Source organism: Streptomyces sp. NBC_00075 (assembly GCF_045041225.1).
Taxonomy (GTDB): Bacteria; Actinomycetota; Actinomycetes; order Streptomycetales; family Streptomycetaceae; genus Streptomyces; species Streptomyces adonidis.
Map to the genome: position 1 here is coordinate 8,397,102 of NZ_CP108243.1, position 22,311 is coordinate 8,419,412.

19 protein-coding genes and 1 riboswitch are annotated in these 22,311 nt (G+C 69.4%); of the genes, 14 read left to right on the top strand and 5 right to left on the bottom strand.

The genetic code is table 11. The features are described 5' to 3' along the window. Nucleotides 1–63: 63 nt before the first annotated feature. Entirely contained in the window at nucleotides 64–1,326 is a 1,263-nt protein-coding gene (locus OG787_RS36775; RefSeq protein WP_369037388.1) for an Ig-like domain-containing protein, read from the top strand. A gap of 80 nt (nucleotides 1,327–1,406) precedes the next feature. On the opposite strand, the gene OG787_RS36780 is transcribed toward OG787_RS36775, so the two are convergent. Then, a complete protein-coding gene (locus OG787_RS36780) occupies nucleotides 1,407–1,808 on the bottom strand; it encodes a hypothetical protein (protein WP_369037387.1) in 402 nt (133 codons plus the stop codon). A gap of 181 nt (nucleotides 1,809–1,989) precedes the next feature. On the opposite strand from OG787_RS36780, the gene OG787_RS36785 reads away from it, so the two are divergent. From OG787_RS36785 to OG787_RS36810, 6 genes are all read left to right on the top strand, one after another. Next, complete coding sequence (locus OG787_RS36785) at nucleotides 1,990–2,610, top strand: heme-copper oxidase subunit III (RefSeq protein ID WP_369037386.1); 621 nt, start codon at nucleotides 1,990–1,992, stop codon at nucleotides 2,608–2,610. Between the two features lie 84 nt (nucleotides 2,611–2,694). Further along, nucleotides 2,695–3,507: a c-type cytochrome gene (locus tag OG787_RS36790; protein ID WP_369037385.1), complete on the top strand. Its 813-nt coding sequence runs from the start codon at nucleotides 2,695–2,697 to the stop codon at nucleotides 3,505–3,507. After that, a complete protein-coding gene (locus OG787_RS36795) occupies nucleotides 3,504–4,571 on the top strand; it encodes a Rieske 2Fe-2S domain-containing protein (RefSeq protein WP_369037384.1) in 1,068 nt (355 codons plus the stop codon). Before OG787_RS36790 ends, OG787_RS36795 begins: the two co-directional genes overlap by 4 nt. Then, nucleotides 4,568–6,211 (top strand): cytochrome bc complex cytochrome b subunit, encoded by a 1,644-nt coding sequence (locus tag OG787_RS36800; RefSeq protein WP_405538143.1) that lies wholly within the window; start codon nucleotides 4,568–4,570, stop codon nucleotides 6,209–6,211. Before OG787_RS36795 ends, OG787_RS36800 begins: the two co-directional genes overlap by 4 nt. A 142-nt stretch (nucleotides 6,212–6,353) precedes the next feature. Beyond that, nucleotides 6,354–7,418, top strand: coding sequence for an anthranilate phosphoribosyltransferase (trpD, locus tag OG787_RS36805; RefSeq protein ID WP_369037382.1), 1,065 nt, complete (start codon nucleotides 6,354–6,356; stop codon nucleotides 7,416–7,418). 75 nt (nucleotides 7,419–7,493) lie between these two features. Continuing rightward, nucleotides 7,494–7,611, top strand: a riboswitch (SAM riboswitch). A 40-nt stretch (nucleotides 7,612–7,651) separates the two neighbouring features. Continuing rightward, nucleotides 7,652–9,028 carry an aminotransferase class V-fold PLP-dependent enzyme gene (locus OG787_RS36810; protein WP_369037395.1) on the top strand — a complete coding sequence of 459 codons (1,377 nt, stop codon included), beginning with the start codon at nucleotides 7,652–7,654 and terminating at the stop codon, nucleotides 9,026–9,028. Between the two features lie 142 nt (nucleotides 9,029–9,170). Here OG787_RS36810 and OG787_RS36815 read toward each other — a convergent pair whose 3' ends face one another. Next, nucleotides 9,171–9,452: an Lrp/AsnC family transcriptional regulator gene (locus OG787_RS36815; RefSeq protein ID WP_369037381.1), complete on the bottom strand. Its 282-nt coding sequence runs from the start codon at nucleotides 9,450–9,452 to the stop codon at nucleotides 9,171–9,173. Next, the gene (locus tag OG787_RS36820) at nucleotides 9,449–10,171 is read right to left on the bottom strand and encodes a rhomboid family intramembrane serine protease (protein WP_405538144.1); all 723 of its coding nucleotides are present in this window, start codon (nucleotides 10,169–10,171) and stop codon (nucleotides 9,449–9,451) included. The genes OG787_RS36815 and OG787_RS36820 overlap by 4 nt, the downstream gene beginning before the upstream one ends. A 158-nt stretch (nucleotides 10,172–10,329) precedes the next feature. Between OG787_RS36820 and OG787_RS36825 the strand changes: the two genes are divergently transcribed. The 5 genes from OG787_RS36825 (at nucleotide 10,330) to OG787_RS36845 (ending at nucleotide 15,765) form a co-directional block, all read left to right on the top strand. Then, nucleotides 10,330–10,569: a hypothetical protein gene (locus OG787_RS36825; protein WP_369037379.1), complete on the top strand. Its 240-nt coding sequence runs from the start codon at nucleotides 10,330–10,332 to the stop codon at nucleotides 10,567–10,569. Between the two features lie 40 nt (nucleotides 10,570–10,609). Further along, nucleotides 10,610–11,959 carry an NYN domain-containing protein gene (locus OG787_RS36830; RefSeq protein WP_369037378.1) on the top strand — a complete coding sequence of 450 codons (1,350 nt, stop codon included), beginning with the start codon at nucleotides 10,610–10,612 and terminating at the stop codon, nucleotides 11,957–11,959. Between the two features lie 233 nt (nucleotides 11,960–12,192). Beyond that, on the top strand, nucleotides 12,193–13,224 hold the full coding sequence (locus tag OG787_RS36835) for an NlpC/P60 family protein (protein WP_369037377.1): 1,032 nt from the start codon (nucleotides 12,193–12,195) through the stop codon (nucleotides 13,222–13,224). Nucleotides 13,225–13,481: 257 nt separating this feature from the next. Further along, nucleotides 13,482–14,510: an NlpC/P60 family protein gene (locus OG787_RS36840; RefSeq protein ID WP_369037376.1), complete on the top strand. Its 1,029-nt coding sequence runs from the start codon at nucleotides 13,482–13,484 to the stop codon at nucleotides 14,508–14,510. A 40-nt stretch (nucleotides 14,511–14,550) separates the two neighbouring features. Continuing rightward, nucleotides 14,551–15,765, top strand: coding sequence for a hypothetical protein (locus OG787_RS36845; protein WP_405538145.1), 1,215 nt, complete (start codon nucleotides 14,551–14,553; stop codon nucleotides 15,763–15,765). A 257-nt stretch (nucleotides 15,766–16,022) separates the two neighbouring features. Here OG787_RS36845 and OG787_RS36850 read toward each other — a convergent pair whose 3' ends face one another. Further along, nucleotides 16,023–17,276, bottom strand: a complete 1,254-nt coding sequence (locus OG787_RS36850) for a glycosyltransferase 87 family protein (protein ID WP_405538146.1) — start codon at nucleotides 17,274–17,276, stop codon at nucleotides 16,023–16,025. Nucleotides 17,277–17,440: 164 nt separating this feature from the next. Here OG787_RS36850 and OG787_RS36855 point away from each other — a divergent pair, with 164 nt between their 5' ends. Next, the gene (locus OG787_RS36855; protein WP_405538147.1) at nucleotides 17,441–18,583 is read left to right on the top strand and encodes a glycosyltransferase family 4 protein; all 1,143 of its coding nucleotides are present in this window, start codon (nucleotides 17,441–17,443) and stop codon (nucleotides 18,581–18,583) included. A 152-nt stretch (nucleotides 18,584–18,735) separates the two neighbouring features. Further along, nucleotides 18,736–20,322 (top strand): GMC oxidoreductase, encoded by a 1,587-nt coding sequence (locus OG787_RS36860; RefSeq protein ID WP_405540697.1) that lies wholly within the window; start codon nucleotides 18,736–18,738, stop codon nucleotides 20,320–20,322. An 82-nt stretch (nucleotides 20,323–20,404) separates the two neighbouring features. Here OG787_RS36860 and OG787_RS36865 read toward each other — a convergent pair whose 3' ends face one another. Then, nucleotides 20,405–22,201: a long-chain fatty acid--CoA ligase gene (locus tag OG787_RS36865; protein WP_369037374.1), complete on the bottom strand. Its 1,797-nt coding sequence runs from the start codon at nucleotides 22,199–22,201 to the stop codon at nucleotides 20,405–20,407. Between the last annotated feature and the right edge of the window lie 110 nt (nucleotides 22,202–22,311).

A 22,311-nucleotide genomic window follows, 5' to 3' on the forward strand; every position in this document is an offset into this window, starting at 1 on the left:
CCACGTTCCCTCGCACGGATCACCCGCCGCGCCGAGGCCGACGTACGTTCTTAGCGTGAGGGCATGAGCCACTCACCGCGTAACCGTACGGTCGTCAGCTGCACCCTCCTGGTGGCCGCCCTGGGCGCGTCCGCCACCGCCTGCGGGTCAGACGGCCACCCCCTCTCGGCGAAGCCGTACGACGCGGCTGAGCAGATCTCCTTCGGCGGCTCCCTCGACGACGGGAAGAAGGCCGACCCGGACAAGCCCCTGGAGGTCACCTCCGAGGACTCCGACGGCCGCATCACGGACGTCACGGCCGTCGACGCGACCGGACGCTACGTGGCGGGCGAACTCTCCGCCGACGGCAGCCGCTGGCACAGCACCTCACCCCTGGCCGCGGGCGCCCGCTACACGGTCCACGTGAGCACCGAGGACGAGGACGGGGCCCCCGGCCGCGAGACCATCGCCTTCGACACCAGCAGGCCCACCACCAAGAAGCGCCTGAACGTCACCTTCGGCCCGAAGGCGGGCACCTACGGCGTGGGCCGGCCGGTGACGGCCGAACTCAGCCAGCCCGTACGGGAGAAGGCGCAGCGCGCGATAGTCGAGCGCGCCCTCAAGGTGGACTCGACCCCCGCCGTCGAGGGCGCGTGGCACTGGGTGGACGACAAGGAACTCCACTACCGGCCCAAGGAGTACTGGCCCGCCAAGGCCACCGTCCGGGTGCACAGCAACCTGCCCGGCATCAAGGTCGCCGACCGCCTCTGGGGCGGCACGGCCAAGCCCCTGAAGTTCACCACCGGCGACCGGGTCGTCGCCGTCACGGACGCGTCGTCCCACGAGATGACCGTCTACAAGAACGACGAGGTGATCAACACCATCCCGGTCACCACGGGCAAGCCCGGCTTCGAGACCCGCAACGGCGTCAAGGTCGTACTCGGCAAGGAGTACTTCGTACGCATGCGCGGCACCAGTATCGGCATAGCCGAGGGCAGTGCCGAGTCCTACGACCTGCCGGTCTACTACGCCACCCGGGTGACCTGGAGCGGCGAGTACGTCCACGCCGCCCCCTGGTCCGTCGGCTCCCAGGGCTCCGCCAACGTCAGCCACGGCTGCACCGGAATGAGCACCGGCAACGCCGAGTGGTTCTTCGACAACGTCCGCGAGGGCGACGTCGTCAAGGTCGTCAACTCCTACGGCGACACCATGGAAACCTTCGGCAACGGCTTCGGCGACTGGAACCTCGACTGGCAGAAGTGGCAAGCGGGAAGCGCCCTGACAAACGGCACAACAGCAGGCCAGACCACTGTCCAGACGGCAAGACTACGACCGGCGTCAGCCTGAGGAGCCTTCAGGGGCGCGGGGAACTGCGCGACAAGCCACTACGGCGCAGCACCCGCCAACGAACCGAACGCCCCACCCCACTAGGCGCTGAGTGCCTTCCGCGAACGCAACAAAGAAGCCAACGCAGAAGCGAACTCCACCGGATCCACCGGCAAGGTGACCGCCGAGTCCGCCCGAGACCACGTCGCCAGCCACGCATCCTGAGGCCGCCCGATCAGCAACAGCACCGGCGGACACTGGAACACCTCGTCCTTGATCTGCCGGCACATCCCCATGCCCCCCATGGGCACGGCCTCACCATCAAGCACGCACACATCGATCCCGCCCTTGTCCAACTCCCTGAGGACAGCAGCGGGAGTCGCACACTCAAGGAACTCGACGGCGGGAACATCCGGCGCAGGCCGCCGCCCCGTCGCCAACCGCACCTGCTCGCGGGTGTTGGAGTCGTCGCTGTAGACCAGCACCGTGGCGGTCGGCTGCATTGTTCCCTCCGAGACATCAGCGTCGTACGGACAGCCGGATGCTACTCCTTCGGACCCCCGGTCTGAACACCGTCGGAACACCGCTCACACGGCTGTCCGATGGGCCATACGGGCTGGACACACCCCACCAACACTCCGAACGGCACCCCCCGGGGTGAGGGCGGGATAAGCGACCGACATAATGTCGGTCGTGGCGACAGCAACGACAGTAGAAACCGGGCACGCGCACCCGTCGGTCAACCGGCCGAACCTCACCAGCGTCGGAACCATCATCTGGCTGAGTTCCGAGCTGATGTTCTTCGCGGCCCTCTTCGCGATGTACTTCACCCTGCGATCGGTGACCGGTCCGGATCACTGGAAGGAGATGGCCTCCAACCTGAACTTCCCGTTCTCGGCGGCCAACACCACGATCCTGGTGCTCTCCTCCCTCACCTGCCAGCTCGGCGTGTTCGCCGCCGAGCGCGGTGATGTGAAGAAGCTCCGGATGTGGTTCATCGTCACCTTCGTGATGGGTGCGATCTTCATCGGCGGTCAGGTCTTCGAGTACACCGAACTGGTCAAGCACGAGGGCCTCTCGCTCTCGTCGGACCCGTACGGCTCGGTGTTCTACCTGACCACCGGGTTCCACGGCCTGCACGTGACCGGCGGTCTCATCGCCTTCCTGTTCGTCCTCGGCAGGACGTACGCGGCGCGAAGGTTCACTCATGAGCAGGCGACCGCCGCGATCGTCGTGTCCTACTACTGGCACTTCGTCGACGTCGTCTGGATCGGGCTCTTCGCCACGATCTACATGATCAAGTAGCCGGGCCCGCCCGATCCTCACATCGGGTCCGCCCGATACCTCCCAGAAGACTCGACGCTGAAGATCCTGACACCGGGGTAATCCGTGAAAAAGCTCTCCGCACGACGACGCCATCCGCTGGCGGCGGTCGTCGTCCTACTCATCGCGCTGGCGGCCGTCGGGGGGCTGTACGCCACACTCGCACCCGCGAGCAAGGCAGAGGCCGATGAAACCGCCCAGTCCCTCACCATCACCGAGGGGCAGCGGCTGTACTCCGTGGGCTGCGCAAGCTGCCACGGCACCGGCGGTCAGGGCACCTCCGACGGTCCGAGCCTGGTGGGTGTGGGCGCCGCGGCGGTCGACTTCCAGGTGGCGACCGGCCGTATGCCGGCCGCGACCTCGCAGGGCGCGCAGATCCCGAAGAAGAAGAACATCTACTCGCAGGCCGAGATCGACCAGCTCGCGGCGTTCATCGCGTCGCTGGGCGCCGGTCCGTCCGTGCCGACCGAGGAGCAGTACGGCCCCGACGGCGCGGACATCGCCAAGGGTGGCGAACTCTTCCGGACCAACTGCGCCCAGTGCCACAACTTCACCGGCAAGGGCGGTGCGCTCACGCACGGCAAGTTCGCCCCGGACCTTGAGGGTGTCGACCCGAAGCACATCTACGAGGCCATGCAGACCGGCCCGCAGAACATGCCGTCCTTCCCCGACACGACGCTGTCGGAGAAGAACAAGAAGGACATCATCGCGTACCTCGACGCGGTCAACGGCGATGACACCGTGGAGCCCGGCGGTCTCGGTCTGGGCGGTCTCGGACCGGTCAGTGAGGGCCTGTTCGCCTGGATCTTCGGCCTCGGAGCGCTCATCGCGGTCGCCGTCTGGGTCGCCGCTCGGACCGCAAAGGCCAAGAAGTCATGAGTAGCCAAGACATTCCAGAAGAGAACCTGCCCGCCGAGCGGGCCACCGACCAGCACAATCACGGTGCTGTGGGCGTAGCCGACGACAAGGACCCGTTCGCGGACCCGGGGCTGCCGCCCCACGAGCACCGCGTCCAGGACATCGACGAGCGGGCCGCCAAGCGGTCCGAGCGCGCGGTCGCCTTCATGTTCACGCTGTCGATGCTGGCCACCGTCGGCTTCATCGCCTCGTACGTCGGGATCCCGCACGACAAGGCGATCTACGTCTTCCCGATCGGGCACATCAACGCGCTGAACTTCGCGCTGGGCCTGACCCTCGGGATCGCGCTCTTCGCGATCGGCGCGGGCGCGGTCCACTGGGCCCGCACCCTGATGTCCGACGAGGAACTCGTCGACGAGCGGCACGCGATCGCGGCGCCGCCCGAGGTCAAGGCGAAGGTCCTGGCCGACTTCAAGCAGGGCGCCAAGGAGTCCGCGATCGGCCGGCGCAAGCTGGTCCGCAACACGATGTTCGGCGCGCTGGCCCTGTTCCCGCTCTCCGGCGTCGTCCTGCTCCGCGACCTCGGCCCGCTGCCCGGGACGAAGCTCCGCCACACCCTGTGGTCCAAGGGCAAGCTGCTCGTCAACATGAACACCAACGAGCCGCTGCGTCCCTCGGACGTCGTGGTCGGTTCACTCACCTTCGCCAAGCCCGAGGGCCTGGAGGAGGACGACCACGAGTTCCAGACCGAGATCGCCAAGGCCGCCCTGATGATCGTCCGCATCCAGCCGGACAACATCAAGGACAAGCAGGAACTCGACTGGTCCTACCAGGGCATCGTGGCGTACTCGAAGATCTGCACCCACGTCGGTTGCCCGATCTCCCTGTACGAGCAGCAGACGCACCACGTGCTCTGCCCCTGCCACCAGTCCACCTTCGACCTCTCCGACGGCGCCCGGGTGATCTTCGGCCCCGCCGGTCACGCCCTGCCGCAGCTGCGCATCGGTGTGAACGACGAGGGCTACCTTGAGGCGCTCGGCGACTTCTCCGAGCCCGTCGGTCCTGCCTTCTGGGAGCGCGGATGAGCACTACGGCAAACACCACGGACGCGCGTTCGTCGCGCGAGAAGGCGCCCGCCGGTGAGCGGGTCGCCGACTGGGCCGACGGCCGGCTGGGCATCTACGGCCTGGCCAAGGCCAACATGCGCAAGATCTTCCCCGACCACTGGTCGTTCATGCTGGGCGAGGTCTGCCTCTACAGCTTCATCATCATCATCCTCACGGGTGTGTATCTGACGCTGTTCTTCCACCCGTCGATGAACGAGGTGGAGTACCACGGCAGCTACGTCCCGCTCCAGGGCCAGCTGATGTCCGAGGCGTTCAACTCGACCATGCACATCTCCTTCGATGTGCGCGGTGGTCTGCTGATCCGGCAGATCCACCACTGGGCGGCGCTGATCTTCCTCGCCGGCATGTTCGTGCACATGATGCGCGTGTTCTTCACGGGTGCGTTCCGCAAGCCCCGCGAGGTCAACTGGGTGTTCGGGTTCCTGCTGTTCGTCCTGGGCATGTTCACCGGGTTCACCGGCTACTCGCTCCCGGACGACCTGCTCTCCGGCACCGGTGTGCGCTTCATGGAGGGCGCGGTCCTGTCCGTGCCGGTCGTGGGCACGTACCTGTCGTTCTTCCTGTTCGGCGGCGAGTTCCCGGGCGGCGACTTCGTGGCCCGCTTCTACTCGGTCCACGTACTGCTGCTGCCGGGCATCATGCTCGGCCTGCTGGTGGCGCACCTGATCCTGGTCTTCTACCACAAGCACACGCAGTTCGCGGGCCCCGGAAAGACGAACAACAACGTCGTCGGCATGCCGCTGCTGCCGGTCTACATGGCGAAGGCCGGAGGCTTCTTCTTCCTGGTCTTCGGTGTCATCGCGGTCATCGCGGCGATCGCCTCGATCAACCCGATCTGGACCATGGGCCCCTACCGCCCGGACCAGGTGTCCACCGGCGCCCAGCCCGACTGGTACATGGGCTTCTCCGAGGGTCTGATCCGTGTCATGCCGGGCTGGGAGATCAACGCCTGGGGTCACACACTCGTCCTGGGTGTGTTCATCCCGCTGATCATCTTCCCGCTGGTCCTGGTCGCGATCGCGGTCTACCCGTTCATCGAGTCCTGGGTCACCGGCGACAAGAGCGAGCACCACATCCTGGACCGCCCGCGCAACGCGCCGACCCGTACGGCCTTCGGTGTCGCGTGGATCACCTGGTACATGGTGCTGCTGATCGGTGGTGGGAACGACCTCTGGGCCACCCACTTCCATCTGTCGATCAACGCGATCACCTGGTTCGTACGCATCGCGTTCTTCGTCGCCCCGGTCCTCGCGTTCATCGCCACCAAGCGGATCTGCCTCGGCCTCCAGCGCCGCGACAAGGACAAGGTGCTGCACGGCCGCGAGTCGGGCATCATCAAGCGCCTGCCGCACGGTGAGTTCATCGAGGTGCACGAGCCGCTCAGCCAGGAGGCCCTGCACACGCTCACGGCTCACGAGCAGTACGAGCCGGCCGCGATCGGCGCGACGGTCGACGAGAACGGTGTCGAGCGCAAGGTGAAGGGCCCGGAGAAGCTGCGGGCCAAGCTCAGCAAGTCGTACTACGGCGAGGACGGCCAGATCGCCAAGCCGACCGCCGAGGAGTACAAGGAGATCACGAGCGGCCACGGCCACCACTGATCCCCTCGCTTCGCCACACAGTCGAAGGGCCCCGTCCGATCACCGGACGGGGCCCTTCGCCGTGCTCCTGGCTGGATAGGGTGGGAGCACACTTTCTGACTGTCGAGAGTTCTCCTCTCGTACGACACCCTGGAGCGGCCTTATGAGCGCTGTGACCCCCGCAGGAGGCGACACCGCGGCGGGCCGTTCCTGGCCCGAGGTGCTGAACGCCCTGCTGTACGGCCGGGACCAGAGCGCCGACGCCACGGCCTGGGCGATGGACCAGATCATGCGGGGCGAGGCGACCGACGCGCAGATCGCCGGGTTCGTGGTGGCGCTGCGGGCCAAGGGCGAGACGGTGGAGGAGATCACCGGCCTGGTCCGGGCGATGTACGAGCACGCGAACGTCATCGAGGTGTCCGGGCGGACCGTCGACATCGTCGGCACGGGCGGCGACGGCGCGAAGACGGTGAACATCTCCACGATGTCCTCGCTCGTCGTGGCCGGCACCGGCGCCAAGGTCGTCAAGCACGGCAACCGGGCGGCCTCGTCGGCGTCGGGCTCCTCGGACGTCCTGGGCAAGCTCGGCGTCAACCTCGACCTGACCCCGCAGCGGGTCGCCGAGGTGGCCGAGGAGGCCGGCATCACCTTCTGCTTCGCCATCAAGTTCCACCCGGCGCTGCGTCACGCGGGCGCCGCCCGCGGCCAGTTGGGCATCCGTACGGTGTTCAACGCCCTCGGTCCGCTGACCAACCCGGCGAAGGTCAAGGCCCAGGCGGTGGGTGTCGCCGACCCGCTGATGGCGCCGATCGTCGCCGGTGTCTTCGCCGAGAGAGGCAACTCCTCCCTCGTCTTCCGCGGTGACGACGGCCTCGACGAGCTGACGACCACGGCCACCTCCCATGTCTGGATCGTCCGGGACGGCAAGGTCACCGAGGAGACCTTCGACCCGCGCGACGCCGGACTCGAACTGGTGCCGGTGGAGGCGCTGCGCGGCGGCGACCCCGGGCACAACGCGGAGGTCGCGCTGCGCCTGCTGGACGGTGAGACCGGGCCTGTACGTGATGCCGTACTGCTGAACTCGGCGGCGGCGCTCGTGGCCTTGGACCCGACGGGGGGACCGCTCGCCGAGCAGCTCCGGGCCGGTATGGAGAAGGCCGCCGAGTCGATCGACTCGGGTGCGGCCAAGCGGACGCTGGAGCGCTGGGTGGCGGCCAGCAACAAGTAGTTCCGTGCCGATGGGCGTCCCGCGATCCGGACACGGGTTGCGGGGCGTCGATCACTTCACGTATTTTCTGCACCAGGTCATGAGTGACAGTCATGAGGCCCCGGCCGACTGTCCGGCAACCCTCCGTCCGTGGCGGGGTGCCCCGGGATGAAGACCAGGCCGTGAGCAGCAAGGCTCACGGCAAGCGCGGATCCCTCACGAAACCAGGGGTCCTGGTCGTCGAGGAGTTCGTCGTGTCTGTCTCCACCGTTGCCATCGCCCAGACCACTTGTGCACCGCTGCCCGTTCTCGGCCGTGATGTCACCGTCCCGCTCGTCACCGGCGGCGAGGTCACCTACGCGGCGCTCGACTACGCGGCCAGCGCGCCCGCGCTCCAGCGGGTCTGGGACGACGTGGCGGCGTACGCGCCCTACTACGGCAGCGTGCACCGGGGGGCCGGCTATCTCTCCCAGCTGTCGACGGACCTCTTCGAGAACGCCCGCCGGACGGTCACGGAGTTCCTGGACTGCCGGGCCGACGACCAGCTGATCTTCACCCGGTCCACCACCGACTCCCTCAACCTGCTCGCCGCCGCCCTCCCCGACGGCTGCCAGGTCTTCGTCTTCGAGACCGAGCACCACGCCTCGCTGCTGCCCTGGAAGGACGCCCAGGTCACCTACCTCAACGCCCCGCGCACCCCGCAGCAGGCCGTGGCCACGCTGGAGGAGGCCCTCGCCGCCCGCACTGCGTCCATTGAAGAGGGTCAGGGCCCGGCGCTCGTCTGCGTCACCGGCGCCTCGAACGTCACCGGTGAGCTGTGGCCCGTACGGGAGCTGGCCGCCGTCGCCCACGCGCACGGCGCCCGGATCGTCCTGGACGCCGCCCAGCTCGCCCCGCACCACCCCGTTTCCGTTCAGGACCTGGACGTCGACTGGGTCGCCTTCTCCGGGCACAAGCTGTACGCGCCCTTCGGCTCGGGTGTCCTTGCCGGACGTGCCGACTGGCTGCGCGCGGCCGACCCGTACCTCGCCGGGGGTGGCGCCAGCCGTAAGGTCACGCGGCGTGCGGACGGGGGAGTGGACGTGGAGTGGCACGACAGCGCCGCGCGGCACGAGGCGGGGTCGCCGAACGTGATCGGCGCCTACTCGATCGCCGCCGCCTGCAAGGCCCTCACCGAGGCCGGCTTCGATTCGCTGGTGGCCCGGGAGCAGTACCTGATCGACACCGTGCGGGCGGGGCTGGCGGAGGTGCCCGAGGTCAGGGTGCTCTCGCTGTTCGGCGACGATGCTCCGCGTGTCGGGGTCATCTCGTTCGTCGTCGAGGGGTGGAACAGTTCGCACTTCGCGGCGGCGCTGTCGGCGGAGTACGGGATCGGGGTGCGGGACGGGTTGTTCTGTGCGCATCCGCTGGTGCGGACGCTGCTGGGGAGTGACCCGCAGACGCAGGGGGAGTGCGGGGCGCCTGAGGCGGCGCCCGGCGAGAAGTCGCTGAACGCGATCCGGGTCAGCTTCGGGGCCGGTACGCCGGACGAGCATGTCGAGCGGTTCGTGGGTGCGGTGAAGGAGCTTGTGCGGGACGGGGCTCGGTGGCAGTACCGGACTGAGGACGGGCGGTGCGTTCCGGCGGTTTGATCGCCCCCGTCGCCCCTACCCGTCCCTCCCCCAGAGGGGGGACCCCCACTGGGGGCTGCGCCCCCAGACCCCCCTTGTCGCGCTGAACGCGCTCGTCCTCAAACGCCGGACGGGCTGAGAGTGCTGGCCCGGGCTGGAAAAGTCAGCCGTCCAGGCCGATGGCGAACGCTGCCTCCAGGTCGTGCTGGGAGTACGTGCGGAATGCCACGTGGGTGTCCGTTGCCTCTACGCCCGGGATCTTGCTGATGCTGCCCGGGATGATCTCCGCCAGGTCCTCGTGGGCCTTGACGCGGACCATCGCGATCAAGTCGTACGTGCCGGTGACGGAGAAGACCTCGCTCACGCTTTCCAGCGCGGCGATCCTCTCCGCGATCTCGGGGATCCGGTCCACGCTGGTCTTGATGAGCACGATCGCGGTGATCACGGCTGGTTCTCTCCCTCGGGCGCCTTCACTGGGGCCCTCACTTTAGTCGCACCGCGATATCTCACCCACGCGTAGACGAAGCCCAGGCCGAAGCCCACCACGTGCGCCAGGTACGCCACCCCGGGGCCCGACGACGCCCTCCCCGCCGCCACCCACTGGAGGGTCGCCCAGAAGGGGAGGGTCAGCCAGGCCGGGAAGCGTAGGGGGAGGAAGAAGAGGAACGGGAAGAGGCTTGTGACACGGGCGCCGGGGAACAGGTACAGGAACGCGCCCAGGATCGCCGAGATCGCACCGGACGCCCCCACCAGCGTCTGCTGCGAGTCGGCGTTGGCGGCGGCGTAGCCGAGCAGGGCGAGGTAGCCGCAGCCCAGGTAGAAGAGGGCGAACTCCAGGTGGCCGAGGCGTTCCTCGGTCATCGCGCCGAAGACGTAGAGGAAGAGCATGTTGCCCAGCAGGTGGACCCAGCTGCCGTGCACGAAGAGGGCGGTGGCCGGGGTGAGGGTGGCGCGCGGGGCGCCCGTGAAGAGGTCGGCGGGGACCACGCCCCAGCGGCGGAAGTAGGCGCGCTGGGCGGCGAGGAGGGCGTCCCCGGTGCCGTAGCCGGGGTTGAGGCCCGAGGCGGGGCCGATGACGAAGAGCAGACAGCACACGGCGATCAGGCCGTACGTCACCGGCGCCGACCGGGCCGGCGTACGCCACTTCTCGAACTTGCCGATCATGGCTACAGAGCATGACGTAAGGGGATCGAACCGTGCAGATCGCCTCGCCGCTGTGGACGGACGGGCGGTGGGTACCCGCCAGGCCTTAGGGTTACGAGCCACACGCTCCAGGGAAACTGGCCAGCACGGACACTAGAAGGAAAGCGAACATATCCACGATGACGGTTCCTCTGCCGACCGAGACGACCCGGTGGCGCTGTGCTCTGTGCGGCAACCTCACGCGATTCGACGTGACCCGCTCCTCCAAGGTGGTGGAGTACGTGCACCTGGACCTCGCCGGAGCACCGAACGTGGAGGAGCGCGAGGTGGTCAGTGAGACCATCGAGTCGGTGCGCTGCCGCTGGTGCAACGCCGTGGATCAGGTGGAACTCGTGGACAGGCCGGGCGCCGGCTCCTGACAGGGAGCGGGCCCCGCACAGGAATGGGCTGGGGTGACGGATGGTGGAGACCACAGGCGGGGGGCCGGGCGACGGCGCCGCCGAGGTGCTCGACCGCCCGCTGCCCGACGGCGTGCGCAGGCGCGTCGTACAGATCGTGTCCGATGGGTTCGGTGGGCTCACCGTTGCCGAACTGCCCGCCCAGTTGCGGCAGTACGCGCGGTTCGCGCCCAATCGGCGGGCCAAGTTCGCCGGTAATGCCATGGCTGCCGCCTTGGAGACCGACACCTTGTTCCGGCAGCGCATCGGGGAGAAGCTGCGGGAGGCGCAGGCGGAGCTGGCGGGCGCTCTCGACGCAGGTTCGCCGCCCCCGGCCGCCGATCCGCTGGACGTGGCCGCCGCGGCCTATGTGCTGCGGCCCACGGGCTGGGTGAAGCTCGTCACCGCGGCCGGCGAGGAGGCGCAGCGGGCCGACGCCGAGCGCGCCGACGAGGAGAGCCGGGCCGAGCTGGAGCGGCTGCGCGAGGAACTGAGCGCCGCCCGCGACCTCACCCGTACCGAGAACGAGCGGCTGCGTACGGAGCTGGAGTCGGCGAAGAAGGAATCCGAATCGCTTCACCGCAAGCTGCGCGCCGCCCTCAGTGACGTCAAGCGCGGCGAGGCCGCCCTGCGCAAGGTGCACGCCGAGATCGACGCCGTACGGACCGAGGAGCACGCCCAGGTCTCCGCGGCCGAGAGCGAGGCCCGGCGGCTCAAGGGGCGGCTCGTGGAGGTCGAGGCGGCCCTCGAGGCCAGCAGACGCGCCGCCCGGGAGGGGCGGAGCGTCGAGGACATGCGCGTACGGCTGCTGCTCGACACCGTACTCGACGCGGCTCAGGGGCTGCGGCGGGAGCTGGCGCTGCCGCCGGTCTCGGTGCGGCCGGCCGAGACCGTGGACGCGGTCGAACCGGGACGAATGACCCCGAAAGACATCGCCGCGCGGGCCCTGTCCGAGAACGACCCTGCCATTCTCGACCAGCTTCTCGCGCTGCCGCAGGCCCATCTGGTCGTCGACGGCTACAACGTCACCAAGACCGGCTATCCCCAGATGCCCCTGGAGAAGCAGCGGTTGAGGCTGCTCGGGCAGCTCTCGCAGCTCGCCGCGCAGACCGGCGCCGAGGTCACCTGTGTCTTCGACGGGGCCGAACTGGCCGCTCCGGTGCTGCTGGCGCCGCCGCGCGGGGTCAGGGTGCTGTTCTCCAAGGCCGGTGTCACCGCCGACGAGTTGATCCGTCAGCTGGTGCGCGCGGAGCCGCCGGGGAGGCCGGTCATCGTCGTCTCGACGGACCGCGAGGTGGCCGACGGGATCGCCAAGGCGGGGGCGCGGCCGGTGGCTTCGGCGGTGCTGCTGAAGCGCTTCTCACGCGGCTGACGGCGGTCCGCAACATACGTGCTGAATGCCCGAATTGGCGGAACTGTCACGCAACGTAGTGTCAAACGAGCGTTACCTGACGTGAGTTGTGTGTAAAGAATGCACGTGTGACAAACATTTTTCATGGGAGGATTTGAAGTGATCACAGGGTGGTCACTAGGGTCAGGCCTCGAACCTCCGCTCGGGTGATCACTCAATGGGAGTGACGGCGGGAGAAGAAGGAGTTCGCCTCCGTGGCGTCCCATCGTCGACCGAAGCAGCCGAGCCGCACCCGCGTGACCGTGCTCACCACCGCCGCAGCTGCCGCCATGGCCCTCAGTGCCAACGCCGCCAACGCCGCTCCGAGCGAGAAGCCGAGCAAGGACGAGGTCAAGGCCAAGGTCGACAAGCTCTACGAGCAGACCGAGCAGGCCAGCGAGAAGCTCAACGGGGCCGAGGAGAAGCAGGACAGGCTGGAGAAGGAGATCTCCACCCTCCAGGACAACGTCGCCCGCGGCCAGGAAGAGCTCAACGAGCTGCGCGACAGCCTCGGACTCGCCGCCGCCGCCCAGTACCGCACCGGCAGCATCGACCCCTCCGTGCAGCTCTTCCTCTCCGCCGACCCGGACGACTACCTCGACAAGGCGTCCACGATGGACCAGCTGAGCAGTCAGCAGGTCGAGACGCTCAAGAAGGTCACGGAGAAGCAGCGCGCGCTCGCCCAGCAGCGCTCCGAGGCCACCGAGAAGCTCGAGGACCTCGCGGACACCCGCACCGAGCTGGCCAAGAAGAAGAAGGAAGTCCAGAGCAAGCTCGCCGAGGCGCAGAAGCTGCTCAACTCGATGACGGCTGCGGAGAAGGCGGCCCTCGCGGCGGCCGACGACCGCGCCAGCCGGGCCAGCGCGCGCTCCGCTCTCGACGGCTCGACTGCCGTCACGGGCCGTGCGGGGTCCGCGTACGCCGCCGCGCAGAGCAAGATCGGCTCGCCGTACGTCTACAGCGCCTCGGGCCCCAACTCCTTCGACTGCTCGGGCTTCACCTCGTGGTCGTTCGCCCAGGCCGGCATCACCATCCCCCGGACCTCGCAGGACCAGGCCAACGCGGGTACGCGCATCTACTCGCAGAGCGATCTCCAGGTCGGCGACCTGGTCATCTTCTACAGCGACCACCACCACGTCGGCTTCTACGCCGGCAACGGCCAGGTCCTGCACGCGCCGCGCACCGGCACGGTCGTGCGGTACGAGTCGATCGACAACATGCCCTTCCAGTTCGGCGTACGGATCTGATCTGCTCTTCGCCGGATCGGATCGTCGTACTCCTTCCGGGTCTGTTCAAGATCAGGACACGTTGACGCCCGAACGGGCGAATCCCGACACCCTTCGCTGACCCCGCGCCCCGCCGATGACCTGCGTCATAGGCGGGGCGTGACTGTGTGTGGCCGTCGAGGTCTTTGGCCCACGCGTAGTCGCACGGCTACTGTCTGCCGCGCCCCCAAACACCGGGGGAACGTCAGCGTCCGCCAGCGGAAGGAGTGCGGCTTCTCGTGGGGTTCCATCGCCGCCTTGCACCGTCCGGGTTCGACCGGGGCGCCGCCGCCGCGGGCACCGTTCTCACCGTGCTGTCCGCCGCCGCGGCCGCCTTCGGCGCCGCCGTGCCGTCGGCCGTCGCCGCACCGGGCGACAACACCCGGGCCGAGGTGGACCGGCTCTACACGGAGGCCGAGAAGGCCACCGAGTCCTACAACCGGGCCGACGAACGCGCCGACGCGCTGCGCGAGCAGGTGACCCGGGCGCAGGACCGGATCGCCCGGCAGCAGGAGAGCATCAACACCATGCGGGAGGCGCTCGGTTCGCTCGCGGGTGCCCAGTACCGGGCCGGGGGCATGGACCCCTCGCTCGCCCTGCTGTTCTCCGACGACCCGGACGAGTACCTGGAGAAGGCCGCCGCGCTCGACCGGATCAGCGTCCACCAGGCCGGTGAGCTGCGGGAACTCCAGGCGGCCATGCGGGAACTCGCCCAGGAGCGCTCCGAGGCGACCGGCAAGCTCACCGAACTCGACAAGAGCCGCAAGGCGGTCGCCACGCACAAGCGGACCGTCGAGCGGAAGCTGGCCAAGGCGCGGGCGCTGCTCAACTCCCTGCCGTCCGCCGACCGCGCCGCCTACGACCGGGCCTCCCGTTCCGACCGCGCAGACCTGCCCGACCCCGGGAACGCCGCCGCACCGAACGGCCGTGCGGCGACCGCCGTCGCCGCGGCCCGGGCGGCACTCGGCAGCCCCTACATCTGGGGCTCCAGCGGGCCCTCCGGCTTCGACTGCTCGGGCCTCATGCAGTGGTCGTACGCGCAGGCCGGGGTCTCCCTGCCGCGCACCTCGCAGGCCCAGCGGTACGCCGGACAGCAGGTCCCGCTCTCCCAGGCCCAGCCCGGTGACCTGGTCACCTACCGGTCCGACGCCAGCCACGTCGGGATGTACGTGGGCAACGGCCAGGTGATCCACGCCCCCTATCCGGGCGCGCCGGTGCGGTACGACCCGGTGGGCATGATGCCGGTGTCGTCGGTCACGAGGGTCTGAGCTTCCCCTTTCCCGACAATCGGCCCGTACGATCGTCGGCGTGGCTGGTCGAAGGCGGGCGTGGGATGTGTGGCGGGTCCGGGGCATGGCGCTCTGGCTGGTCCTGGGCTCGCTCGTCGCTCTCATGGCGTGCGGCGGCGGCTCCTCGAACTCCGACACCGCCTCGGCCGACGTACGACGGCTGCTGGACCGGCGGGCCGCGGCCGTCCTGGCCGGTGACGGACCGGCGTACGCGCGGACCGGTGCGCCGGGGGAGTTCACCCGGCTGCGCGCGCTCCCGCTGGCGGCCTGGTCGTACCGGCTGACCGCCCTGCACCGCACCGACGGCGAGGCGGCGACCGCCGACGTGGAGCTGAGCTACCGCGTCGAGGGCATCGACAAGGCACCCGTGAAGGTCGGCCGCACGCTGACTCTCACCGAACGGGACGGCGGCCGGTGGTACGTCGACACCGACGAGCCCGCGCGGAAGACCGGCCAGCAGCTGTGGGACCAGGGGACCGTGCAGTCCGTGCACGGCACGCACAGCCTCGTCCTCGGGGTCGGGCAGTCGACGGAGTCCCTGCGCCGGTACGCGGGGCTCGCCGACCGGGCCGTGCCCGCGGTGACGGAGGCGTGGGGCCGGGCCTGGACGAGACGGGTCGTGGTCCTCGTACCGAAGTCGCTGGAGGGCATGGCGGGCCTGCTGGGGTCACCGGCCTCGTCGTACCGGGGCATCGCGGCCGTCACCACGGGGGAGGTGGGCGGCTCGGCGAAGGCACCGGCGGACCGGGTCATCGTCAATCCCGAGGCGTACGGGGTGCTCGGGGACTTCGGCAAGCAGGTCGTACTCACCCACGAGACCACACACGTGGCGACGCGCACCGCCACGACTGCCGCCACGCCGCTGTGGCTCTCCGAGGGGTACGCGGACTGGGTCGGCTACCGGTCCACGGGCCGTACGGCGGTCCAGGCGGCGCCTGAACTGGCGCGGGCGGTGGCCTCCGGGGAGGTGCCGGAGGCGCTTCCGCGGGACTCGGACTTCGGCTTCGGAGGGGATGCGGGGAAGCTGGCGCAGGCGTACGAGGGGGGCTGGTTGGCGTGTCGGCTGATCGCTGATCGGTGGGGGGAGGTGCGGCTGGGGGAGTTCTACCGGGCGGTGGGGGCGCACGGGACGAGGGCCGGGGCGGTCGAGGGGGCGATGGCGGAGGTGCTGGGGACGACGCCGGGGGAGTTCACGGGGTTGTGGCGGGACTATCTGCGGGCTCAGCTCGTTTAGTTCCTCGCCCCCGCCGCCCCTACCCGTCCCATCCCTGGGGGCTGCGCCCCCAGACCCCCGCTACGGCCCTGAACGGGCCTTGTCCTCAAACGCCGGACGGGCTGAAATACCTGGGCCTGGGCTGAAAGATCAAGCCTGGCCGGCGCCACATCCAGCCTGTCCGGCGTTTGAGGACGAGCGCGTTCAGCGCGACAAGGGGGGTCTGGGGGCGTAGCCCCCAGGGATGGGACGGGTAGGGGCGGCGGGGGCGAAGAACGTCAGGGTGAGCCCAGGGACTGCTTCTCGTGGGTCGGGTGGTTCGGGATCGGGGGGAGTGGGGTCCGGCGGGGCGGGACCGTCGTGCGCCACAGCTCCAGGGACGCCGTCAGGGCCGCGACCACCAGGAGGCCGTTGCGGGTGAACAGGAGGGTCATGCCGTAGGTGTCGCTGGCGACCACGTGGGCGAAGCCGATGGGGAACTCCAGGACCGTCACCAGGCAGGCGATCACCACCAAGGCGGCCGGCAACACCATCGTGCTCGCGCGGAAGCAGAGGCAGACCGCCGCCAGGCCCACCAGCCACACCATGTACTGGGGGCTGATGACTCGGCTGGTCACCGTGAACAGCAGCACCGCCACGAACGCCGCGTCCGCCAGGGTGTGGGAGTGGAAGCGGGTCGCGCACAGGCGCCACAGCAGGAGCCAGCCGAAGGCGACCACCGTCAGCAGCAACGCCACCGTGCTCACCGTGTTCACGAACGGGCCCAGGAACTCGATCGAGCCGTAGTTCAGCGCCACCTGGCCCTCCCAGCCGAAGTGCCGGCCGACATGGAAGACGAGGGCGCCCAGCGACTCCACCTCGGTGCCCCGGTCGCCCTGGAAGGTCAGGAAGGCGAAGGCTCCGGGCATCGTCACCGCGAAGGCCGACGCCAGCGCCGCTGCCGTGACGGCCGCCGAGGCCCATGCCCGGCGTCGTACGGCCCCTACGAGCAGCAGCGCGGGCCAGACCTTCAGCAGCGCCCCGAAGGCCGTCAGGGCGCCCATGAGGCGCGGATGCCGGGCGCCCGCGAGCAGCGCGGCCACGGCCACGGCGGTCACCATCACGTCGTACCGGGCGTACACGGTCGGGCCGAGCAGCGGTACGCCCACCACCCACACCCAGGCACCGCGCAGCGTCCGGCCGGGGCGCAGACCCGCGTAGAGGAGGAGGGAGAGGACCGCCAGGTCCGCCACGAACGCCAGGACGAAGAACGCCTGGGCGTAGGACAGGAAGGGCAGGGTCGCGGGGGAGAGGATCGCCAGGGCGGCGGCGGGCGGGTACTGCCAGGTGACGTCGGCCAGCGGGAAGGTGCCCTCGCGCAGCACCTCGTACCAGCCGTGGTAGATCACCGAGACGTCGCTCGTGACGTCCGGGCCCGGGAAGACGAACACCTTGAACACGAACAGCAGCAGGAGCAGCCGGGTCAGGCCCCAGGTGCCCAGCAGCGCCAGTGCCATGGGGAGCCGCAGCCGTGCTCTGCCTGCGATGTCCACCTGAACCCCTGTTCGTGCCACCTGCTTGCCCTGCGGTGCGCGTGCGCGTCAACCGGTGAGCGGTCATGATCTCCCGCTCTGCTGTGCGAATGCCATCAAACGGGGCCGGACTTCTGTGAGGGTTCTGGGAGGGTGCGGGGGGCGGTTCGGTAGGGTCGGCGGCGATGCACAAGACCCTGATCGTGACGAACGACTTCCCGCCCCGGCCGGGCGGTATCCAGGCGTTCCTGCACAACATGGCGCTGCGGCTCGACCCCGCGCGGCTCGTCGTCTACGCCTCCACCTGGAAGCGCGGCCACGAGGGCGCCCGGGCCACCGCCGCCTTCGACGCCGAGCAGCCCTTCACCGTCGTACGGGACCGGACGACGATGCTGCTGCCGACGCCCGCGGTCACCGCGCGGGCCGTCGGGCTGCTGCGGGAACACGGCTGTACGTCGGTGTGGTTCGGGGCGGCGGCGCCGCTCGGACTGATGGCGCCGGCCCTGCGCAAGGCGGGCGCCGAGCGGCTGGTGGCGACGACCCACGGTCACGAGGCCGGGTGGGCGCAGCTGCCGGCGGCGCGTCAACTGCTGCGCAGGATCGGCGAGTCGACGGACACGATCACCTACCTGGGTGAGTACACGCGGTCGCGGATCGCCGGCGCGCTCACCCCGCAGGCCGCTCGGCGGATGGTCCAACTGCCGCCCGGGGTCGACGAGAAGACCTTCCATCCGGAGTCGGGGGGTGCGGCCGTCCGCGCGCGGCTCGGGCTCACCGACCGGCCCGTCGTCGTGTGCGTCTCGCGGCTCGTTCCGCGCAAGGGGCAGGACACGCTGATCCTCGCCATGCCCCGGATCCTCGCCGCCGAGCCGGAGACGGTCCTGCTGATCGTCGGCGGCGGGCCCTACGCGCGGGAGCTGCGCAAGCTCGCGCACGAGACCGGGGTCGCCGACTCGGTCCGCTTCACCGGGCCGGTGCCCTGGGCCGAGCTGCCCGCCCACTACGGCGCCGGGGACGTCTTCGCGATGCCGTGCCGGACGCGCCGGGGCGGTCTGGACGTCGAGGGGCTCGGGATCGTGTACCTGGAGGCGTCCGCGACGGGGCTGCCCGTGGTCGCCGGTGACTCCGGGGGCGCGCCGGACGCGGTCCTGGACGGCGAGACCGGCTGGGTGGTGCGCGGCCGCTCCGTGGAGGAGGCCGCCGACCGGATCACCGTGCTGCTCGGCGACGCCGAACTGCGTGCCCGGATGGGGGAGCGGGGACGGGCCTGGGTCGAGGAGAGATGGCGCTGGGACCTGCTGGCGGAGGGGCTGAAGACGCTGCTGTGACGCATGCGTCCGGAGTGCCCAATACGTAGGTGCGCAAAGGTACGCACCTACTAGGCGGAAGGTGAATTTCCGCCGATGCTGCGAGCATGACAGAAAAGCTGATACACCGTCAGTTGATGCAGCATCAGCTGACGAGACGTCAAATACTGGGCATGGCCGCGTTCCAGACGGCCGCCGCTCTCGGATTCACCCGCGTCGGCCTCCAGTCGGCCCAGGCCGTCGAGCCCGCCGCGGTCGAGTCCGCCCCCGCGATCGTCATCGGTTCCGGGTACGGGGGCGCTGTCGCCGCCCTCCGTCTCGGTCAGGCCGGTATCCGCACCCTCGTCATCGAGATGGGCCGCCTCTGGAACACGGCGGGCCCGGACGGCAAGATCTTCTGTTCCACCTCCGCTCCCGACAAGCGCTCCATGTGGTTCAAGACCCGTACCGAGGCGCCTCTCGCCAGCTTCCTGTGGCTGGACGTCGTCAACAAGGACATCACCCCCTATCCCGGCGCCCTGGACCGCGTGCACTACAACAACATGTCCGTGTTCCTCGGGCGGGGGGTCGGCGGCGGTTCGCTGGTCAACGGCAGCATGGCCGTCACCCCGCTCCAGTCGTACTTCGCCGAGCAGTTCCCCGGTGTCAACGCCACCGAGATGTACGCGACCTACTTCCCGCGGGCCCGGGCGATGCTCGGCGTCAACACCGTCGACCCCGCCTGGTTCGAGTCCACGGAGTGGTACCGCTTCTCCCGGATCTCCCGCGCCCACGCCCAGAACACCGGCCTGAAGACCACCTTCGTACCGAGCGTCTACGACTTCGCCTACATGCAGCGCGAGGCGGCCGGCACCGCCACCAAGTCCGCGCTCGCCGGCGAGGTCATCTACGGCAACAACTACGGCAAGAAGAGCCTCGACAAGACGTACCTCGCCTCCGCGCTCGGCACCGGCAACGTCACCATCACCACCATGGAGCGCGTCAGGGCGATCACCCGGGCCGCCGACGGGACGTACGTCCTGACCGCCGACCGGATCGACGACACCGGCGCGGTCGTCGCGACCAAGCAGTACGGGTGCACCTACCTCTTCCTCGGCGGCGGCAGCGTCGGGACCACCGAACTCCTCGTCCGGGCCCGGGAGACGGGCGCGCTGCCCGCGCTCGACGCCAGCGTCGGGACCGGCTGGGGGACCAACGGCAATGTGATGCTCGGGCGCGCCAACCACCTGTGGGACACGGTCGGGGCCAACCAGTCGACGATGCCGGTGATGGGCATCGACGACTGGGCCAACGCCGACAATCCCGTCTTCGCCGAAATCGCTCCGCTGCCGACGGGGTTGGAGCACTGGGTGAGTCTGTACCTGGCGATCACCAAGAACCCTCAACGGGCGTCCTTCACCTACGACTCGGCGACCGACTCGGCGCGGCTGGGCTGGACCGCCGCCCAGAGCGCGGTGTCCGTCGCCATGGCCAAGAAGCTCTTCGACCGCATCAACGCGGCGAACTCCACCATCTACCGGTACGACCTGTTCGGCTCCGGCAACAAGGTGTTCGCCGACGACTTCACCTACCACCCGCTGGGCGGCTGCGTGTTGGGCAAGGCGACCGACAACTACGGGCGAGTGAAGGGCTATTCGAACCTGTACATCACCGACGGCTCACTGGTCCCCGGCTCGATCGGGGTCAACCCGTTCGTGACGATCACGGCGCTCGCGGAGAGGACCATGGCACGGGTCCTGGCAGAGGACACCTCGCCATGAGCGCCCCGATAGGGGCGCGGGGAACTGCGCGACAAGCCCCCACCGGCCCGCAGGCAAACGAACCGCATGTCCCGCGGGGTACTCAACCCCGGTAAATCGCCTCGATCTCGTCCGCGAAGTCCTTGGCCACCACATTGCGCTTGAGCTTCAGTGACGGCGTCAGGTGGCCCGACTCCTCGGTGAACTGGGAGGCCAGAATGCGGAACTTCCGCACCGATTCCGCCTTCGACACCGCGGCGTTGCCGTCGTCGACCGCGCCCTGGATCGCCGCGAGCAGATCCGGGTCATGGGCGAGCGACGCCGCGGTGGAACCGGCCGGCTTGCCGTGCTCGGCGGCCCAACGGCCCAGGAACTCCTCGTCGATGGTGACCAGCGCGCCCACGAACGGCCGCCCGTCGCCCACGACCATGCACTCCCCGACCAGCGCGTGCGCGCGGATCCGGTCCTCGATCACCGCCGGGGCGACGTTCTTGCCGCCCGCGGTGACGATGATCTCCTTCTTCCGGCCGGTGATCCGGAGGTAGCCGTCCTCGTCGAGGGTGCCGATGTCGCCGGTGTGGAACCAGCCGTCGGCCAGCGCCTCCTCCGTCGCGCCCGGGTTGTTCCAGTACTCCTTGAACAGGTGCTCGCCGTGCAGCAGCACCTCGCCGTCGTCGGCGATGCGCACGACCGAGCCGGGCAGCGGCTGGCCGACCGTGCCGATCTTCTGCCGGTCCCAGGGGTTGAACGCGGTGGCGGCACAGGACTCGGTGAGGCCGTAGCCCTCCAGGACCGTGAAGCCGATGCCCCGGAAGAAGTGCCCGAGCCGCTCACCGAGCGGGGCGCCGCCGGAGATGGCGAACTCGCCCTTGCCGCCGAGGACGTTGCGCAGCTTGCTGTAGACGAGCTTGTCGAAGGTCTTGTGCTTGATCTTCAGACCGAACGACGGGCCCGACGGGTCGTCCAGCGCCCGGCTGTACGCGATGGCCGTGTCCGCGGCCTTGTCGAAGATCTTGCCCTTGCCGTCCGCCTGTGCCTTGGCCCGCGCCGAGTTGTAGACCTTCTCGAAGACCCGCGGCACACCGAGGATCAACGTCGGCCGGAACGAGGCCAGTTCGTCGGTGAGGTTCTTGATGTCCGGGACCAGGCCCAGTTTGATCGGCGCCATCATCGGCGCGATCTGCACGAGCCGTCCGAAGACGTGTGCGAGCGGCAGGAAGAGGAGGACGGAGCACTCGCCGGTACGGAAGAGGGGCCGCAGCCGCTCGACGATGTTCCCGCACTCGGCGAAGAAGCTGCGGTGGGTGAGCACACAGCCCTTGGGCCGGCCGGTCGTACCGCTCGTGTACACGATGGTCGCCGGGTCGTCGGCCTTGGCGAGCGAACCGCGCTCCTCGACGGCCGCGTCGCTGACGTCCTTGCCGGCCCGCCCCAGTTCCTCCACCGCGCCGGCGTCGATCTGCCAGACGTGCTTCAGCGCGGGCAGCCGGTCGCGCACCGACTCGACGGAGGCCACGTGGCCGTCCAGCTCCACGACGATCGCGGTGGCCCCCGAGTCACTGAGGATCCACTGCACCTGCTCGGCGGAGCTGGTCTCGTACACCGGCACGGTCACCGCGCCCGCGCACCAGATCGCGAAGTCGAGCAGCGTCCACTCGTAGCGCGTACGGGACATCAGGGCGACCCGGTCGCCCGGCTCGATCCCGGAGGCGATGAGGCCCTTCGCGGCGGCCTGCACCTCGGCGAGGAAGGTGGTGGCCGTCACGTCCTGCCAGGCGCCGCCCACCTTGCGGGCGATGACGGCGACATCCGGATGCTGCGCGGCGTTTCGACGGACGATGTCGGTCAGATTTCCGTCCGCGGGGACCTCGTACAAAGCCGGAAGGCTGAACTCGCGCAAGACTGCTGCTCCTCATAGGGCGCCGGCGCCACGACGTTGTGCGATGCGACGGTGCGGTCCATGGCTCGGGCAAGTGCTCCTGGACCTCGTAGTTGAAATCCTGAGCACGA